General features: G+C 70.2%; 15 protein-coding genes. 3 read left to right on the plus strand and 12 right to left on the minus strand.

The window, feature by feature from the left end; all coding sequences use genetic code 11:
- Window positions 1–3 precede the first annotated feature (3 nt).
- The 5 genes from ACIF80_RS03410 to ACIF80_RS03430 all read right to left on the minus strand — a co-directional run bounded on the left by ACIF80_RS03410 (window position 4) and on the right by ACIF80_RS03430 (window position 6130).
- Window positions 4–375: a holo-ACP synthase gene (locus ACIF80_RS03410; protein ID WP_399798770.1), complete on the minus strand. Its 372-nt coding sequence runs from the start codon at window positions 373–375 to the stop codon at window positions 4–6.
- Window positions 376–642: 267 nt separating this feature from the next.
- The gene (locus ACIF80_RS03415; protein ID WP_399798773.1) at window positions 643–1464 is read right to left on the minus strand and encodes a M23 family metallopeptidase; all 822 of its coding nucleotides are present in this window, start codon (window positions 1462–1464) and stop codon (window positions 643–645) included.
- A 260-nt stretch (window positions 1465–1724) separates the two neighbouring features.
- Window positions 1725–3572 carry a glutamine--fructose-6-phosphate transaminase (isomerizing) gene (gene glmS, locus ACIF80_RS03420; RefSeq protein ID WP_399798775.1) on the minus strand — a complete coding sequence of 616 codons (1848 nt, stop codon included), beginning with the start codon at window positions 3570–3572 and terminating at the stop codon, window positions 1725–1727.
- A 106-nt stretch (window positions 3573–3678) separates the two neighbouring features.
- Window positions 3679–4455, minus strand: a complete 777-nt coding sequence (locus ACIF80_RS03425) for a hypothetical protein (RefSeq protein WP_399798778.1) — start codon at window positions 4453–4455, stop codon at window positions 3679–3681.
- Between the two features lie 178 nt (window positions 4456–4633).
- Window positions 4634–6130 (minus strand): polysaccharide pyruvyl transferase family protein, encoded by a 1497-nt coding sequence (locus ACIF80_RS03430; RefSeq protein ID WP_399798780.1) that lies wholly within the window; start codon window positions 6128–6130, stop codon window positions 4634–4636.
- Between the two features lie 195 nt (window positions 6131–6325).
- Here ACIF80_RS03430 and coaA point away from each other — a divergent pair, with 195 nt between their 5' ends.
- Both coaA and ACIF80_RS03440 read left to right on the plus strand, forming a co-directional pair.
- Window positions 6326–7315: a type I pantothenate kinase gene (gene coaA, locus ACIF80_RS03435; RefSeq protein WP_399798783.1), complete on the plus strand. Its 990-nt coding sequence runs from the start codon at window positions 6326–6328 to the stop codon at window positions 7313–7315.
- 34 nt (window positions 7316–7349) lie between these two features.
- The gene (locus ACIF80_RS03440) at window positions 7350–8303 is read left to right on the plus strand and encodes a DUF389 domain-containing protein (protein WP_399798786.1); all 954 of its coding nucleotides are present in this window, start codon (window positions 7350–7352) and stop codon (window positions 8301–8303) included.
- A 91-nt stretch (window positions 8304–8394) separates the two neighbouring features.
- Here ACIF80_RS03440 and glmM read toward each other — a convergent pair whose 3' ends face one another.
- From glmM to rplM, 3 genes are all read right to left on the minus strand, one after another.
- Entirely contained in the window at window positions 8395–9753 is a 1359-nt protein-coding gene (gene glmM, locus ACIF80_RS03445) for a phosphoglucosamine mutase (protein ID WP_399798789.1), read from the minus strand.
- Window positions 9754–10144: 391 nt separating this feature from the next.
- Window positions 10145–10663 (minus strand): 30S ribosomal protein S9, encoded by a 519-nt coding sequence (gene rpsI / locus ACIF80_RS03450; RefSeq protein ID WP_399798792.1) that lies wholly within the window; start codon window positions 10661–10663, stop codon window positions 10145–10147.
- Between the two features lie 42 nt (window positions 10664–10705).
- Entirely contained in the window at window positions 10706–11149 is a 444-nt protein-coding gene (gene rplM / locus ACIF80_RS03455; RefSeq protein ID WP_399798794.1) for a 50S ribosomal protein L13, read from the minus strand.
- A 438-nt stretch (window positions 11150–11587) separates the two neighbouring features.
- Between rplM and ACIF80_RS03460 the strand changes: the two genes are divergently transcribed.
- A complete protein-coding gene (locus tag ACIF80_RS03460; protein ID WP_399798797.1) occupies window positions 11588–12469 on the plus strand; it encodes a hypothetical protein in 882 nt (293 codons plus the stop codon).
- 98 nt (window positions 12470–12567) lie between these two features.
- Here ACIF80_RS03460 and ACIF80_RS03465 read toward each other — a convergent pair whose 3' ends face one another.
- Genes ACIF80_RS03465 through ACIF80_RS03480 form a run of 4 tightly spaced genes read right to left on the minus strand, consistent with a single transcriptional unit; the run spans window position 12568 to window position 18336 of the window.
- Window positions 12568–13653, minus strand: a complete 1086-nt coding sequence (locus ACIF80_RS03465) for an NlpC/P60 family protein (RefSeq protein WP_399798800.1) — start codon at window positions 13651–13653, stop codon at window positions 12568–12570.
- Between the two features lie 21 nt (window positions 13654–13674).
- A complete protein-coding gene (locus tag ACIF80_RS03470; protein ID WP_055592185.1) occupies window positions 13675–14157 on the minus strand; it encodes a poly-gamma-glutamate biosynthesis protein PgsC/CapC in 483 nt (160 codons plus the stop codon).
- Between the two features lie 54 nt (window positions 14158–14211).
- A complete protein-coding gene (pgsB, locus tag ACIF80_RS03475) occupies window positions 14212–16005 on the minus strand; it encodes a poly-gamma-glutamate synthase PgsB (protein WP_399798803.1) in 1794 nt (597 codons plus the stop codon).
- A 6-nt stretch (window positions 16006–16011) separates the two neighbouring features.
- Window positions 16012–18336: a HAMP domain-containing protein gene (locus ACIF80_RS03480; RefSeq protein WP_399799426.1), complete on the minus strand. Its 2325-nt coding sequence runs from the start codon at window positions 18334–18336 to the stop codon at window positions 16012–16014.
- Window positions 18337–18338: the final 2 nt, after the last annotated feature.

Below are 18338 nucleotides of genomic sequence, written 5' to 3' on the forward strand. Positions count from 1 at the left end.
CGTTCACCCTTCGGCGACGACGACCGCCGACGCCACCCCGGCATCATGGCTGAGCGAGACGTGCCAGGACCGCACGCCCAGTTCGGCGGCCCGTGCCGCCACCGTCCCCTTCACCCGCAGCCGCGGCTGCCCGCTGTCCTCGCAGTACACCTCGGCGTCGGTCCAGTACAGCCCGCTGGGCGCTCCGAGCGCCTTGGCCAGCGCCTCCTTGGCGGCGAACCGCGCCGCCAGCGAGGCGACCCCCCGCCGCTCGCCACTGGGCAACAGCAACTCGCTGTCCACGAACAGCCGCCGCGCGAGACCGGGCGTCCGCTCCAACGACGCCGCGAACCGCTCGATCTCGGCCACGTCGATCCCGACTCCGACAATGCTCATGCTCAGCACCTTACGAGCCCGTGCCCCGGCGCGGACGCCGGGCGGGTTCCCACCCCTCTCCCCACCCGTGCCGGTTCACCCTCCCGACGCATCGGCACCATGTCGGTGGCGAGCCTCACGGCGCGTCGGCAACCGCGCGGGAACGCGAGGGAAGCAGAAGCACCGACGTGGGCCGATGGCCGAGGACACGGCAAACCTCACGGCTGACGGACTCCGCCGGGTCGCTCGCCCCCGCTCACCCGGCCCGGCACATCAGGTGATGAGGCGTCAGCAGTTCGGGATCACGGTGCCGTTGTTGTCACGCGCTTCGTCGTTGCCCCAGCGCGACAGGTAGTACGCGGAGACGTACGCTCCACGCCCGTTCTTGCCCGCGTAGGTGGTGTCGAGGTCCGTCTTCAGCCACCAGTGGTTGTAGGTGCCGTTCGCGCCGCCGACCTGCTGGCCCCACACCTTGCAGTACACGTAGTTGGTGCCCGCGTTCAGCACGCCCTGCGCGTCGTTGGTGTTCGCCTGCGCGTAGCCCGTGGCGTTGGCGAAGGTGTCGACCCAGTATGTTCCGGTGCCGGTGCCGCAGCCGTTGTCGCTGGTCAGGTGGGAGCTGCCGTACGAGCCGGGGTAGGCGAGCGAGGTTCCGTTGATCTTGATTTTCTGGCCGACGCCGTTGAGCAGCTGCTCGTAGTGGATGTGTGCGCCGGAGCTGTTGCCGGTGTTGCCGGTGGTGCCGATCTGCCGTCCCTGGCTGACATATGTGCCGCTGGCGACGGAGTAGGCGTTCAGGTGGAAGTAGTACGTCTGCCAGCCGCCGCCGTGGTCGATCTTGATGTAGTTGCCGGCGCCGTTCGCCTGATAGTGCCGGGTGGCGGTTCCGGCGGCCGAGGCGAGGACGGGCGAGTTGTTGGTGGTGCCGCCGTCACTGCGGATGAAGTCCAGCGCCTCCCGGACCTCGGCCGAGTGGTGGCTGTACGTCCATTTCTGGCCACAGGCGAAGGGGGCTTTGAAGAGGGGCGCCGCCTGCGCGGGCGTCGCCAGGAGCAGACTGCCCACGAGGGCCATGAGGCCCAGCAGGGCCATGATGCGTATCGATCGCAACACCGTCTCCGAACTACGAGGCATGTGGAAGATTGATGTCCGCCATACGGACGGGCCCAGAATGCCTCAAACTGATGCGTCCATGACAGATCATTCGGAAAAAGTTCACCCCGCAACGCGCCGGTTCTTCAGACGGCCGCTCAGGGCGAGCCGGGACCGTACCGGCCCAGGATGAAGTCCCGGCCCCCCGGGTCCCGGCCAAGGCCCCGACCCGGACCCGGGCTCCGGGCTCCGCCGGGCTTCCCGAGCGGGTCCCGGCGTCACTCCACCGTGACCGACTTCGCCAGGTTGCGGGGCTGGTCCACCTCGTTGCCGCGGGCCGTGGCCAGTTCGCAGGCGAAGACCTGGAGAGGGACCGTGGCGACCAGGGGCTGGAGCAGGGTCGGGGTGGGCGGGACGCGGATGAGGTGGTCGGCGTAGGGGGTCACCTCGTCGTCGCCCTCCTCGGCGATGACGATGGTGCGGGCGCCGCGGGCGCGGATCTCCTGGATGTTGGAGACGATCTTGTCGTGGAGGACGGAGCGGCCACGCGGTGACGGGACGACGACGACCACGGGCAGGCCGTCCTCGATCAGGGCGATCGGGCCGTGCTTCAGTTCGCCCGCGGCGAAGCCCTCCGCGTGCATGTAGGCGAGCTCCTTGAGCTTGAGCGCGCCCTCCAGGGCGACCGGGTAGCCGACGTGCCGGCCCAGGAACAGCACGGTGCTCTTGTGGGCGAGGGCGCGGGCGAGTTCCCGTACCGGCTCCATGGTCTCCAGGACCCGTTCCACCGAGCGGGCGATGGAGGACAGGTCCCGGACGACCGCGCGGATCTCGTCGCCGTACTTCGCGCCCCGGACCTGGGCGAGGTACAGGGCGACCAGGTAGCAGGCGACCAGCTGGGTCAGGAAGGCCTTGGTCGAGGCGACGGCTACCTCGGGGCCGGCGTGGGTGTAGAGGACGGCGTCGGACTCGCGCGGGATGGTCGAGCCGTTGGTGTTGCAGATGGCCAGGACGCGGGCACCCTGTTCGCGCGCGTGCCGCAGGGCCATCAGGGTGTCCATGGTCTCGCCGGACTGGGAGATGGCGATGACGAGGGTCTGCTGGTCGAGGATCGGATCGCGGTAGCGGAACTCGCTCGCCAGCTCGACCTCGCAGGGGATCCGCGTCCAGTGCTCGATGGCGTACTTGGCGATCAGCCCGGCGTGGAAGGCCGTCCCGCAGGCGACGATGACGACCTTGTCGGCCTCGCGCAGCGCCTTCGGGGGGATGCGCACCTCGTCCAGGGACAGGGCACCGGAGCCGTCGATGCGGCCGAGCAGGGTGTCGGCGACCGCCCTGGGCTGCTCGGCGATCTCCTTGAGCATGAAGGAGGCGTAGCCGCCCTTCTCCGCGGCCGACGCGTCCCAGTCGATGTGGTACCTACGGACGTCCGCCGGCGCGCCGTCGAAGCCGGTCACCGTGACCTTGTCGCGGCGCAGTTCGACCACCTGGTCCTGGCCCAGTTCGATCGCGGAGCGGGTGTGCTCGATGAACGCGGCGACGTCCGAGGCGAGGAACGACTCGCCCTCGCCGACGCCCACCACGAGCGGCGAGTTGCGGCGCGCGCCGACGACCACGTCCGGCGCGTCCGCGTGGACGGCGACCAGGGTGAAGGCGCCGAGCAGCCGCTTGCAGACGAGGCGCATCGCCTCGGCGAGGTCGGCGCAGGAGGAGAACTCCTCGGCGAGCAGATGGGCGACGACCTCGGTGTCCGTCTCGGAGGCCAGGTCGTGGCCGCGCCCGGCCAGTTCGGCCCGCAGTTCGGCGAAGTTCTCGATGATGCCGTTGTGGACGACGGCGACCCGGCCCGCGTTGTCGAGATGCGGGTGTGCGTTGGCGTCGGTGGGGCCGCCGTGCGTGGCCCAGCGGGTGTGGCCGATGCCGGTCGCCCCGGTGGGCAGCGGCCGGGCGGCCAGTTCCTTCTCCAGGTTGACCAGTTTCCCGGCCCGTTTCGCCGTGGCGAGCCCGCCGTCCGCGAGGACGGCCACGCCCGCCGAGTCGTAGCCCCGGTACTCCAGTCGTTTCAGTCCGGCCGTCACGACGTCCAGCGCCGACTGCGGCCCCACGTAACCCACGATTCCGCACATGCCAGGCAGCCTACGATCCGTCAGGCGCCGAAAATGGCTGCCGCGTGCCCGGAATCGGAAATTCCCACCGGTGCGCGAAGCACCGGCGGGAAAGGGTGAGGGAGCGTCAGCCGAGCTTGGCGAGCTGGGCGTCGGAGATCTGCGCCGGGAAGGGGGCGTTCTCGCCGGTGCCCATCGCAGCGAGGTTGATCGCCGAGAAGGCGGCGACGGTGGAGCCGGTGCGCGTGACGACGATGTTCACGGGAGCCTGGACGCCCTCGGCGGATATGGTCAGGGTGATCGCGAGTGCCTCGTCGGCACCCTTCGGCGCCTCGGTCTCGGCCGCCTTCACGATCTCGAACTTCTCGCCCATGGCGGTGTAGTCGAAGCCTCCGGCGCACTTCTCGGCGGCGGCGTCGACGTCCTTGATGACCTGCTCGGCGCCCCCGTCCTCGTAGGAGGCGAGGGTGACCAGGACCTTGTCCATGTCGAGGCCGGCGAGCAGGGCCTTCTCCGGGTCCGCGCCCTCGGCGGGCTTCTGCGGCTCGCTCGTCCAGGACCGCTTGACGCTGGCGGCGGGCGAGCCGACCGGAACACCGGCCTGGACGTAGGCGAGCGGCTGGCACGCCTCGTCCTCCGCCTTGACCTTGCCGGCGGCCACATCGTCCGTCGCGGGCACCTTGGTGACCACCTTGCCGTCCTTCATGTCGGCCTGCACCAGCGCGACCTTCTCCAGCTCGGCCGCGGTCAGCGCCTTCGCCGCGGGTGCGGAGGAGGAGTCGGCCCTGCCCTCGTCGCCCTTGCCGCTGTCGCCGTCGTCGGAGCCACCGCAGGCGGTGACGAGCAGGGCGAGTGCGGCGGCGGAGGCGGCGAGAGCGGAACGGCGGACGGCGGTGGTTCTCACGGGGGAACTCTTTCTTCGAAGGCGCGGAGGAATCCGCAGCACAGTGCACGGAATATAGACACAGCTCCCTCACAAATGATCATCGAAGGATCATTCGTAGGGGAACTGTGACAGCCGCGTGATCTCGCTTTGTCCGCCTGCTGTTCCGGCCCGGCCCTGCTCGGTCCGGCCGGTCCGGTCAGCCCTTCTCGCCGGGCTTCGAGATGCGGCGCACCCGGCGGCGGACGGCGGGGCCGATCCGGACCATGGCGCGCTTCTCGATGCCGCCGATGCGGCGTTCCAGGGCCGCGAGCCGCTTGTGGGTGGCCGCCAGTTCCTTCTGCGCCGCGGTGAGCCGCCGGCTGTTCTCGTCCGCCCGTTCCTCGGCGGCGGCCAGCCGGGTGCGCAGTTCCTTGTTCTCCCGGACGCGTTTGTCGATCCGGGTGTTGGCGACGGCTATTCGCTCACGCAGCCGGCTGACCCGGTAGCGCATGTGGCCGTCGTCCGAGCCGTCCCAGACCGGCATCGAGGCGGGCAGTTCCAGGGCGGCGAGCCGGGCGTCGAAGGCCGCGCCGCGATCGCCGTGGGTGTACGTGTTCCGCAGGCCGTTGCGGTCGAGGAAGGCGACGATCCGCTCGAACCGTTCACCGTGGTGCTTGATCATCGCCGAGTAGTCGGCGGCCTCGTACAGGTCGCGCGGGTCGGTGTCCGCGGACAGCGAGCCGATCGGGACGTGCGGGATGTCGAAGTAACGGCACAGTTCGAGGGTCCGCGAGTCGTGGGTGAGCACGACGCTCGGCGTACCGGCCAGCAGGGCGGCGATGTTGCCGTGGATCCGGGTGCCGTAGGCGAAGTCGTGGCCGCGCAGCTCGTCGATCCAGGTCGCCGGGTCCAGCGGCATGCGCACCTTGTTCTCGCGCATCAGACGGTGGCTGAGCTGGAGCGGGAACGGGTCCTCGACGCCGGTCTCCGGCGTGAGGTCACCCCAGAACAGCAGCTCCGCGTCGGCGAGGTTCTGCGCGTAGTAGAGCAGGTGGGGGTAGCGCTCCGACGCGTGACGGGCCAGACCGGCGATGTCTCCCACGGGGAGGGCGTCCGGGGAGAGGTTGACGGCGATGCGCGAGGACGCGGTCAGCTCGACGGCACGGACGGTCGGGAAGGTCTCCCCGTACAGGAACATGGACGGACAGCCGATGATGTCGACGCGGTCGGCGGGGAACCCCATGTCGGTGAGGTAGCGGGCGGTGAGTTCGCCGCGGACCCCGATCGACGCGGACCGCTCGAGGACGGCGGAGACGAAACGTCTCACCGACGCCTCCATCGGTCTCAGCTGCCCGGTGTCGTAGTCGGCCCCGGCCTGGGCGCCCACGCCGAAGACGACCACGGGGATGGTGAGCTGCTCCACCAGGGCCGACAGCCGGTCCAGGGACGCCTGGAAGGCGGGGCGGAAGGCGTTCGCCAGCGGCACGACGAAGACGTCGTACTGCTCGTTGATCTCGGCCGCGCGCCGGGCGGACGGGTCGGTGCGGATGCCGTTCGAGACGACGTCGGTGTCCGGCGCGGACAGCATCTTGTGGGCCGAGTCACTGAAGAGCAGATTGCCCGTGTTGGTCCCGATCAGGTCCTGGTGGATGAACTCCGTCGGCGTGGCCACGCGGAGCGGGCTCTTCCCGGAACGGATCAGGATGCGCTTCACACGACACTCCCCGGCTGCTGCGGCTGGTGGACTCGACGGCGGCCTGAGCCGCTACGAAATGCTAAACGGGGGGCAAAGAAAAGTCGGACACGGGGTATGCAACTTCTCGCAACTCCCCTCAGTTTCCTTCCGATCTCGCTCACTACGTGACACAGCCCACGAACCATCCCGTTCAAACTCCGTTAACAATGGACTGTGATCTCTCCGGTCTCCTCGACCTCCCGGAGCGCCCACCGGCAGCGGCCGGAGGCGACTCCCTACCTCGACCTCACCCGTGCGGAGTGGAGCGCGCTGCGCCACAAGACGCCGCTGCCGCTGTCCGCCGACGAGGTGGAGCAACTGCGCGGGCTCGGTGACGTCATCGACCTCGACGAGGTGCGGGACATCTACCTCCCGCTGTCCCGGCTGCTCAACCTCTACGTCGGCGCCACCGACGGGCTCCGGGGCGCGCTGAACACCTTCCTCGGCGAGCAGGGCTCCCAGTCGGGCACGCCCTTCGTCATAGGGGTCGCCGGTTCCGTGGCCGTCGGCAAGTCCACGGTGGCCCGTCTGCTCCGGGCCCTGCTCTCCCGCTGGCCCGAGCACCCGCGCGTCGAGCTGGTCACCACGGACGGCTTCCTGCTGCCGACGAAAGAGCTCCAGGCGCGCGGCCTGATGTCGCGGAAAGGTTTCCCCGAGTCGTACGACCGCCGCGCGCTCACCCGCTTCGTCGCCGACATCAAGGCCGGCAAGGGCGAGGTCACAGCCCCGGTCTACTCCCACCTCATCTACGACATCGTCCCGGGCGAACTCCTCACCGTGCGCCGCCCGGACATCCTGATCGTCGAGGGGCTCAACGTGCTGCAGCCCGCGCTGCCGGGCAAGGACGGGCGCACCCGGGTCGGGCTCGCCGACTACTTCGACTTCAGCGTGTACGTGGACGCCCGGACCGAGGACATCGAGCGCTGGTACCTCAACCGCTTCCGCAAGCTGCGCGCGACCGCCTTCCAGGACCCCTCCTCGTACTTCCGCAAGTACACCCAGGTCTCGGAGGAGGAGGCCCTCGACTACGCCGGCACGATGTGGCGGACGATCAACCGGCCCAACCTGGTGGAGAACATCGCCCCCACCCGCGGCCGGGCCACCCTCGTCCTGCGCAAGGGCCCGGACCACAAGGTCCAGCGCCTCAGCCTGCGCAAACTGTGACCGCCCTGCCGACTCGCCCGTCTACTCTTCGGGCATGCTGCACCTGCGTCTGATCACGCCGGCCGACCGGACCGGCGACGTGTGCCGACTCGTCCGGGAGACCGTCGGCGCCACTCATCTCGTAGTCCTGCCGGGCGCCGCACGCGATCCCGTCGGGGACGTCGTGATGTGCGATGTGGCCCGGGAGGCGGGCGACGACCTGCTCAACGAGCTGCAGCGGCTGGGGCTCGACACGTCCGGTTCCATCGCCATGGAGAACATCGAACTGTCGCTGTCCGAACGGGCCGACCGGGCCGAGGCGGAGGCGCCCGGCGAAAGCGCGGACGCGGTGCTCTGGGAGCACCTGGCCGAGGAGACCCACGAGGAGTCGACCCTTTCGGCCACGTATCTCTCGTTCATGGCTCTGGCCACCATGATCGCGGCCTGCGGCGTCGTGCTCGACAACGCCATCCTGATCGTGGGTGCGATGGCGGTCGGCCCGGAGTTCGGCCCTCTGACCGGCATCTCCACCGCAGTGGTACGGCACCGGCCTCGGCTGGCCCTGCGCTCGGTGATCGCGCTGCTGGTGGGCTTCGCGGTGGCGATGGCCGTGACCGTCGGCTTCAGCCTCGCCATGGACGCGCTCGGGCTGTTCACCGAGGCACAGCTGGAGGGCGAGCGGCCGCAGACCGGGTTCGTCTACGCGCCCGACTGGTTCTCCTTCGTCGTGGCGGTACTGGCCGGAGCGGCCGGCATCCTCTCACTCACGTCCGCCAAGTCCGGTGCCCTGGTCGGCGTCGCCATCTCGGTGACGACGATCCCGGCCGCCGCGAACGCCGCCGTGGCGCTGAGCTACGGCGACGCCGGCCAGATGTGGGGCTCCACCCAGCAGCTCCTGCTCAACCTGCTGGGCATCACCCTGGCCGGTGTCCTCACCCTGCTGGCGCAGAAGCTGTTCTGGAAACGGCAGAACATTCGCGTCCGCCGGCCGTCCGGCTCCGGCCCCTGAGCGTCGGTTCCGAGGACCGGGCTCCCACGATCGCGGGCGGCCGGGCGGCCCACCGGCTCCGGCACCGCCGGACAGCAGCCGCCCGCACCAGCTATCCCAGCGCCGACTTCACCACGTCCGCCAGGCGTCCCGCGACCGAGCGGGCCTGGTCGATGTCGGCGGCCTCCACCATCACGCGGACCAGCGGTTCGGTGCCCGAGGGGCGGAGCAGCACGCGGCCGGTCTCCCCCAGCTCCCGCTCGGCCTCCGTCACGGCCGCCGTGAGTTCCCCCGAGCTCTGCACCCGGGCCCTGTCCACGTCGGGCACGTTGATGAGCACCTGCGGCAGCCGTTCCATCACCGACGCCAGCTCACGCAGCGGACGCCCGGTCTCGGCGACGCGCGCGGCCAGCAGCAGTCCGGTGAGCGTGCCGTCGCCGGTCGTGGCGTGGTCGAGGACGATGACGTGGCCGGACTGCTCGCCGCCGAGGGCGTAGCCCTGCTGCTTCATCTGCTCGAGCACGTACCGGTCGCCGACCGCGGTCTGCACGAAGTGGATGCCCTCGCGCTCCATGGCGAGCTTGAACCCGAGGTTGGACATCACGGTCGCGACGACGGTGTCGGAACGCAGTACGGAACGTTCCCGCATCGCCAGCGCGAGCACGGCGAGGATCTGGTCCCCGTCCACCTCTTCACCCGTGTGGTCGACGGCCAGGCAGCGGTCGGCGTCGCCGTCGTGCGCGATGCCGAGGGCGGCCCCGTGCTCGACGACCGCGGCCTTCAGCTGCTCCAGGTGGGTCGAGCCGCAGCCGTCGTTGATGTTGAGGCCGTCCGGCTGGGTGCCGATGGTGACGACCTCGGCCCCGGCCCGCGCGAACGCCTCCGGCGAGACCCGGAAAGCGGCGCCGTGCGCCTCGTCGAGGACGATCCGCAGGCCGTCCAGCCGGTTCGGCAGGACGCCGACGAGGTGGGCGACGTACGTGTCGAGTCCCTCCTCGTAGTCCCGCACGCGGCCCACGCCGGCGCCGGTCGGGCGGTCCCAGGGAGCGCCGGTGCGGTGCTCCTCGTACACGGACTCGATCCGGTCCTCCAGCTCGTCGGCGAGCTTGTGGCCGCCGCGTGCGAAGAACTTGATGCCGTTGTCGGGCATGGCGTTGTGGCTCGCGGACAGCATCACGCCGAGGTCGGCGCCGAGCGCTCCGGTCAGATGCGCCACGGCGGGCGTCGGCAGCACGCCGACCCGCAGCACGTCCACACCGGCACTGGCCAGCCCGGCGACCATGGCGGCCTCCAGGAACTCCCCGGACGCCCGCGGGTCACGCCCGACCACGGCGGTCGGCCGATGCCCCTCGAACGTGCCCGCCTCGGCCAGTACGTGCGCGGCGGCCACGGAGAGGCCCAGCGCCATCTCGGCCGTCAGGTCCACGTTGGCGACACCGCGCACGCCGTCCGTGCCGAAGAGTCGTCCCACTTGTCCTCCTGAGAAGCGTCAGTATCGGAATCCGTATCGAAATGCCGTATCGAATGCCGTACCGGAAGTCGTATCAAGCGTGATGTCGCGAGGGTGTGATGCCGGACCGAGGACCCTGGCACCGGACACCGGACGCCAGGCGCCGGACGTCAGGCACCGGACATGACCCTCGGCCCGTAGGCCGCGGCCCATGGGCGCAAGTGAGGTGTTCGACGGTCGCGATGCGTGTGCGGCTTCCGCATCCCGAGGCAAGCGCTCCCCGGCCATCCGATCAGATTAGCCGTCGAGCACCTTGTGTCGTTATACGCCCGCCATGGAGAGAAAACGAACGCCCCGACGGCACTGTGGCGTGCCGCCGGGGCGTTCGGAGTACATGCAGGGGCAGCTGCAATCAGCGCTTGCTGTACTGCGGGGCCTTACGGGCCTTCTTCAGACCGGCCTTCTTGCGCTCGACCGCACGGTCGTCGCGGCGGAGGAAGCCGGCCTTCTTGAGCGCGCCGCGGTTGTTGTCGACGTCCGCCTCGTTCAGCGCACGGGCGACACCGAGACGGAGCGCACCGGCCTGACCGGAGACACCGCCACCCACGATGCGGGCGATGACGTCGTAGCGGCCCTCGAGCTCGAGCACCTTGAAGGGCTCGTTCACTTCCTGCTGGTGCACCTTGTTCGGGAAGTAGTCCTCGAGGGTGCGACCGTTGATCTTCCACTTGCCGGTGCCCGGAACGATCCGGACGCGGGCGATGGCGTTCTTGCGACGGCCCAGGCCGGCGGCCGGCTGCGGATCGCCGAAGCGGGACGCCATGGACTCCGAGGTGTACTCGCCCTCGACGGGCACCTCGGACTCGGTGGTGTAGCTGTCGATGTCGATGTCGGTCTCTTCGAGCGGCTGCTCGGCAGTGGTCTCGGCCACGATGCTCCTCAGATTCTGTTCAGTCTTAGGGGGTGGCCGGACTTACTGCGCGACCTGGGTGATCTCGAACGGCACCGGCTGCTGCGCAGCGTGCGGGTGCTGGTCGCCCGAGTAGACCTTCAGCTTCGACAGCATCTGACGGCCCAGGGTGTTCTTGGGAAGCATGCCCTTGATGGCCTTCTCGATGGCCTTCTCGGGGTTCTTCGCCAGCAGCTCGTCGTAGCGGACCGAGCGCAGACCGCCCGGGTAGCCCGAGTGGCGGTACGCCATCTTCTGGGTCCGCTTGTTGCCGGAGAGGTGCACCTTGTCGGCGTTGATGATGATGACGAAGTCACCGGTGTCGACGTGAGGGGCGTAGATCGGCTTGTGCTTGCCGCGCAGGATGGAGGCCGCAGTGGAGGCCAGACGACCCAGGACGATGTCCTGGGCGTCGATGACGTGCCACTGGCGCGTCACATCGCCGGGCTTGGGGCTGTACGTACGCACGGTTCGTAGCCTTCGCTTCTTCAGTGAGTGGTCCTGACATGGTCACCGAAGACGATCACGACAGCCCTGACCGCACCGCGGTGACGCAAACCGCGTGCTGGTCGCTGGTCATCGGCCCGGTGGACCGGTGTAAGGGCCCCTCACGTGAGAATGAGCAAGCCAATACACATAACGAACATGCAGAATACCCACGCTCGGCCGGACGGGTCAAAACGAGTCCGCCCGATGTGGGCTACACCAACTCTACAGGGGTTCGCCACCACCCGTCCCTCTCCCGTTCGCCGGGTCTGTCCCCCACTTGCGCGCCGGACCCTCCGCGCGGCTCGCACCAACCACCCGGAGTTGTCGCTTTTGCCCCTCGGGCGGGGGCAACGGCGTGGACTGCGCGTGGGGTTGGGGCGGACCGGTGCACCCCGCTCCCCGTCTAAGATGCGCCCCATGAGTTATGGGCAGGGGGGACCTCCTTCGCAGTGGGATCCCTGGAAACCGCAGTCTCAGCAGCCCTGGAGCAGCGGGGCCGGCAGCGGCCAGGCACCGGACTGGGCCGCGCTCGCCGAGGCGTCCGAGACACGTCACAAGCGACGGCGGCTGCTGTTCATCGGCGGCGGCGCGATCGCCACCGTCGCGATAGGCACGGCCGTGGCGATGGCCGTCGTCTCGGCGAACGGCAGCAACCAGGCCTCCGACCCGTCCTCCCAGCTGCCGGCGACCGCCGGCCTGCCGAGCCCCACCGGCACGGTCCCGTCGTTCGCCCCGACGAGCGCGCCGCCGCCACTGGACCCGAAGGACTTCGTCTCCAGCGCGCAGAAGGACCGGGCACCGCTGGGCCCCGACGTCCTCTTCCCGGGCACGCAGCTCACCATGGGCGACACGGTGTACAAGAAGGGCCCGACGGCCGACACCCGCAACTGCGCCTCGGCCGCCAAGGCCACCCTGCCCAAGGTCCTCACGGACAACGGCTGCAGCCGCCTGCTCCGGGTCACCTACACCAAGGACGACATCGCGGTGACGGTGGGCGTGGCCGTCTTCGACACCGAGGCCCAGGCGGCCAAGGCCAAGCAGCAGGCCGACGCCAAGAGCATCATCAAGTCCCTCGCGGGCGGCGGTGTGAAGGAGTTCTGCGACGGCGCGGTCTGCCGCTCGACCACCAACTCCTACGGCCGCTACGCCTACTTCACCCTCTCCGGCTTCACCGCCGCCAAGAACGTGACGGAGAAGGACAAGGCCGTCTTCTCCACCGGCAACGATCTCGCGGAGTTCACCTTCCGCCAGATCCGCCGCCGTGGCGAGGCCCAGGCCTCGGCCGCCGCGGCGGAGTGACGACGGCCGGACGCATTCCTCGGACGCCGAAGCACCGAGCCGGACCCGGCTCGGTGCTTCGGCGTTTCGGCGTTTCGGTGCTTCGTTCCCTCAGCGCCTCACAGCCGCTTCGCGCTGCGCAGCGTCTTCGCGTAGTAGCCGTTGCCGTCCAGCCGGGAGACACCGCCGATGTCGCCGATGGTCGGGCCGTTGATCTCCTCACGGCTGGACACGAAGATCAGGTGGCCCTCGGTGTCGTAGCCGAGCACCATGCCCACGTGGTCGAGCCGGTCCTTGGTCCGCGCGTCGAGCTTGAAGAAGACGAGGTCGCCGGGCTGCAGCTGGTCGATGTTGGCGGGCCGGTCCTCGGCGGCCACGCCGGTCAGCGGGAGCACGTCGGCGCCCAGCTTGGAGCGGGCCATGCCGTTGGCGGTACGCGGCAGTCCGTCGCCGGTGGAGGCGTCCGAGGACATCAGGGGGTAGCGGGCCCGGTAGCCGAGCACCATGCGGATGAAGCCGGAGCAGTCCAGGGCCCTGGCGCGCATGGTCTCCGGCGCCCCGACGACACCGTCCCGGAACGGGTACTGGACACCGAGGAAGTCGTAGAAGTCGGACTGCTCCAGGCGCAGGTCGCCGCCTTCCGCGCCGGTGGTGTTCAGCGGACCGAAGTCGGCGTCGCCGGCGTAGAGCGTGCCCTGCTCGTCCTTCTTGTCCGGGGCGCCGGCCACGTACTGGAAGGCGAACGCGAAGAGGTCGTCCTCCTCACTGTCCTTGCTCTCGGCGTACCAGTCCTTGAACCACTGTTCCTTCTCCGCGCCCTTCTTCCACACCTCGGGCATGATCCGGACCCAGTCGCGGGTGGACACCTTGGACTTGGTCGCGGCCGGCTCCTGGAAGGTGCGGGCCTTCCCGGTCAGCGTCGCGGTGCGCGACCCGTCGGTGAGGACCGCCACGATCTGCCCGTCGCCGCCGCGCAGCACCGAGCGCGCCGGGTTCTCCAGCCGGGACCAGGTCGCCTTGCTGTCGTCCACCCCGCCCCCGGACCCGCCGGTGCCGTCGAGGACACCGACGTTGCGGACCTCGGTGACCCCGGGCGCTTCCTGCTTGCGCAGCTCCACGGTGAGGTAGCCGGAGGCCGCGACGAGTGTGAGCACCACCAGTCCGGGGACGATGTGGCGCGTCTTCTTCTTCCCTTTCCCTGCCATCGGAATGCTCCTCGGTTGTTGTCAGACGGTGGGCATGACGCCGAGCAGCAGGCCGGCGGCGATGACGATGTAGGCCATGAGCGACACGGTGCCGGTGGCCAGCAGGGTGGGCCCCTTGGGCTGGCGCACCATCTGGTAGGCGATCAGGCCGGGCACGATGAACCCGAGGGTCTGGTTGCCGTACAGCAGCGGGAACTCGAGCGAGAGCACGATCATCACGGTGCCCTGGAGCAGCACGCCCAGCAGGACGACCGCGGCGAACAGCCGCTTGCCGTACAGGATCACCAGTCGCTGCATTACCTTGGTGCCCGCGTAGGTCAGGGCCGTCACGCCCACCACCATCGCCGCGCGCTGCAGGTCCTCGATCAGGGTGAGCGCCAGCCAGCCCGGGGTGATCATGCCGCCGGGCGACAGGTTGGTGGTGAGGTAGCACAGCAGTGAGAAGAACAGACCTATCGCGATGCCCAGAGCGGCCATCTCGGGAGTCAGTGCGGCGGTGATCAACGGAGTCTCCGGGCAGGTGTGCGGAAGGAAGAAGGGCGGTCGGCCCGCGGTGGGTCAGCGACGCGGAGGCGGTCCGCCGCCGTCCTCGTCGGTCGGGTACCGGGGCCCGCCGTCGGGCTGCTCGTCGTAGTACGGCCGGCCTTGCTGCTCGGGTCCGTGCTCCTGGTACTGCCCGTACTGCGGAGGGCGCTGCCCCTGCTGCGGAGGACGTTGCCCGTGCTGCGGAGGGCGCTGCCCCTGCTGGGGTGCGTGCTGTGCGCGCCGCTGCTCGTACTGCTCACGCTGCTCGTACTGTTCGCGCTGCTCATACCGCTCGTGCTCCGCGTACTGCGCGTGCTGCGGGTGCCGGCCTTGCTGCGGGTACCGGTCCTGCTGGGCGTACTGATCGCGCTGGGCGTACTGGCCCTGCCGGCCCTGCTGCCCGTACGGCCCCGGTTGTCCCGGCTGTCCCTGGGGCACGGCCTGCTGCACGGGGGCGCGGCGGCGGATGAGGGGGATCTCCTGGGTCTGGGAGGCCTGGTAACGCTCCTCGTACGCCGTCGGGTAGGCGGCGAACGGGTCCAGACGGGGCGCCTGCTGCGCCGGAACGGCGGCGGCCGGGGCCGGAGCCGTCCGGTCCGGGTCGCTCTGCTGCTCCGGACCGGCCGGCTGGTCCGGGTCGGGCGTCTCGTCCGCGGGGAGTTCGGCCAGGTACTCCAGCAGCTCCTCGCCCTGGCCGTGGATGTTGCCGATGGCGACGAGCGAGGACCCGTCGGACATGCGACCGAGCAGTTCCGGCATGAACTCGTGGGCGTCCCGGCGGTCGCCGCCCAGGTCCACCGCGCGGTCCCGCCACTCGGCGGGGATGGCGTCGATGGCGCTCTTGGCGGGGTGCCCGATGACGAAGACGTTGTCCGGCTGGAGGTCGGGGATGATCTCGCCCATCTGCCCGTTGCGCTCCACGCGGTCGGGACGGCAGTTGATCACGACGTTCAGCGGGCGGCGGATGGCGCCGAGGTCGAGCAGCTGGTTGATGTTCATCAGCGTCGACTCGGGGTCGTTGGCCGCGAAGACGTTGGCGAAGGCCAGCCGCTTGTTCTCCTCGGTCACGTACTTCTCCACGGAGAGCACACCGGGGTCCGGCGGAGCGTCGTACATGCCCTGCAGGGCGACCTCGCGTTCCACACCGAGCAGCTCGGCCACGACCAGGGCGATCGCGACGTTCTCCTTGAAGGTGAACCAGCTGAAGCCGCGCAGCTCCTCGTCGGTGACCATCTCGGGGTCCGCGTAGATCAGCTTGCAGTTCCGGGCGTCGGCCTCCTCCTGGAGGATGTCGAAACGATCCTTCTCGGCGGTGACGCAGATGCCGTCCTGGGGCATCGAGCGGCACAGCGAGCGGGCCACGTCGTCGAGCGTGGGACCCATCTCGGCGAGGTGGTCCTCCCGGACGTTGCACAGCACGCCGATCGTCGAGCGGATCAGCTTGCTCTGGTTGACCTCCTGAAGGGCCGGCATGACCGCCATGCACTCGATGACGAGCGCGTCGGGCCGGTACGCGGCGGCCCGGCGGACGATGCCGATCTGCTCCACCACGTTGGCGATGCCGAACTTGCGGTAGACCGGCTCCTCGGTCGCGTCCGGGTGGATGAACCGGGCGGCCGTGCCGGTCGTCTTGGCCACCGTGGTCAGGTCACCGCCGCGCAGGGCGCCGGCGCACAGCCGGGTGATGGAGGACTTGCCGCGGATGCCGTTGACGAGCACCCGGGACGGTATGGAGTGCAGGGCGGCGTAGTGCCGGCGCTGCTCGATGACGCCCGCGACGAACAGCAGCAGGCAGCAGACGAGCAGGGCGCAGTAGAGGTAGAGCACGGCGGGTCACCTTCCTCCGGCGCCGAGCCGGGGTTCACCGGGTCGGGGCTCGGTCGGCCGGGGTTCGGCGGGTCGGGGCTCGGCGGTTCGGCGGGGCTGCTGCTGCCGGCGGGCCTGGAGCTGCTGACGGATCAGTTCGAGGCTGCGGACGACCGCTCCCACCTCGTCGTGGTACGTGGGGTAGAGCACCGCCTTGAGGTCGCCGTCGGCCAGCTTCTCGGCGCTGGTGGCGAGGGCGCGCAGCGGCCGGGCGACCACGAGGTGCACCCAGCCCAGGCAGACCACGATCGCGGCGAGCCCGAGCAGGCCCGCGAGCACACTGCGGTCCTCCCGCTCGTACGCGGTGATCTGGAAGCGGTCGGCGTTCTGCCAGCTGACCACGGTCCAGCCGGCGTCGGCGGCGACACCGCCGCCGCTGAAGGGAGCCGCGGCCGCGACGGTGACGTTGCCGCCGTCGCGCAGGAGGAGTCCGTTCTCCACGGGTCCGGCGCCGACCTGCACACCGGCCGCCCGGACCAGGTCGGTCAGGGCCTCGCGGGGCAGTTCCTCGAAGGCGAGGAAGCCGTTGCTGGCGGCGAGGGTCCGCCCCTTCGCGTCCGCCACGCGGACCTCACCGAGGCCGGGACGTTTCAGCAGCGAGTTGAGGAACTCGATCCGCACCTCGCCGACCAGCGTGACGCCCTTCTCCTCCGGGACGGGCGCGCCGGCCTGGATCACCGGCCGTTTGCCGCCCTCCCCGGACACCCGGACCAGCGGCAGGTCCTTCCCGTCGCTCCAGTCGTGCGGGTCGTCACCGGCACGGGCGACGACCTCGCCGCCCGCGTCGACGACGTACAGCGCGGCGTACCGGGTGTGCTTGCGCAGGGCGTCCTTGAGCACGCTCTCGGTGGCGTCCCGGTCGGAGACGTCGACGAGACGGGAGGTGGAGACCAGGTCCGCCTGGGCCTCGTTCAGGGCCCGGCGGACGCGGTCGGACACCAGGTCGGTGCGGTCGCGCTGGTCGTTGACCATGGTGGCGGGCACGCTGACCGAGTCGTCGGTGCGGTTCAGCAGCAGGCCGACCGGCACGCACCACAGGAGCAGCAGCACGGCGGTCAGCACGAGCTGCACCCGGATTCCGAACCGCGTCCTGCCGGCGCGCCTCGCGCCGTTCCCCCCGTCGGAGTCACCGGGTCCGCCGGGACCGTTCGGCCCGCCCGGACCGCTGAGCTGGCCCCGCAGCCGTTCCAGGGCGTTGCCGATGCGGGCGGCCTCGCCGCCGCGGAAGGCGCCGACGGGCCGGGTCAGGTCACCGCGGGCGAGCCGGCGGGACTCGAGGAACAGCCGCAGCAGGGGCCGCTGCACCCGGGCCCACAGGAACCCCGCGGCGAGCAGGCCGAGCACCACCAGGGCACCGGCCGCGATCAGTCCGTACAGTTCCCGGCCGGTGGCGCCGCTCTGCTCGGCGACCGCGGGGAGCAGGGCGACGACGGTGAGCCCGAGGCCCGCGGCGACACTGTCCTTCTCCTCGGGGTCGGAGGAAGCGAGCGAGGCGTACCCGGCGGTGGCGATGCGCCCGTTGTAGTCGTCGCCCGTCAGAGTCCCGCTGACGCCGGGGTAGCCGCGGGAACCGGGCTCCTTGGCGGTGACGGGGTGTTCCTCGGTCCGTTCGGCCGCCTGCGCGGACAGGTCGGACATCTGCTTCTGGAGGAAGTCGAGTTCCTCCCGCTGTTTGTCGGAGTTCAGCGCCTCCGACTGCTCGAATCCGGCTGTCGCGAGCACCTCGCCGTCCTTGGCCGCGACCGCCATGGTGCGGAACGGGCCGAGCGTGATGGGCGGCACGGACAGGCTGTTGGAGGCGATCAGGAGCTGCTGCGGGCCGTCCTTGCGGTCGAGGAGGGCCATCGTCATCAGCCGGACGTCACCGGTCTCCAGCCGCACCATGCGCGGGACGAGGGCGTTCTTTCCGGTGAGGACGTCCTTGTCCAGCCAGGCGAGCGGGATGCGTTCGCCGCGTGCGGCGAGCACGTCCCCGCTCTCCAGGTCCACCACCGTGGTGCCGGTCCACTTCTGGTACGTCCTGCCGAGGTCGGAGAGGACGTCCTCGGGCTCGGCCGGCTTCCCGGCGTTCAGCGCGGTGGCGGTGCGCCGCAGGTCCGTGACCCGCTCGTCGATCGAGGCGCGCAGGGCGATCGCCCCGTCCTCGGCGTAGTGCTGCTGGGAGGAGAGCACGGCCTTGGGTACGACGGGGTCGCTGCCGGGGCCGAGCACCTGGGCGGTCAGCCCGGCCAGGGCGAGGATCAGGACGCACAGCACCGCGATCGGCGGGCGGATGCCGCCGAGCAGCGGCATGT

It is taken from the genome of Streptomyces sp. NPDC085927 (assembly GCF_044540975.1).
GTDB lineage: Bacteria > Actinomycetota > Actinomycetes > Streptomycetales > Streptomycetaceae > Streptomyces > Streptomyces hirsutus.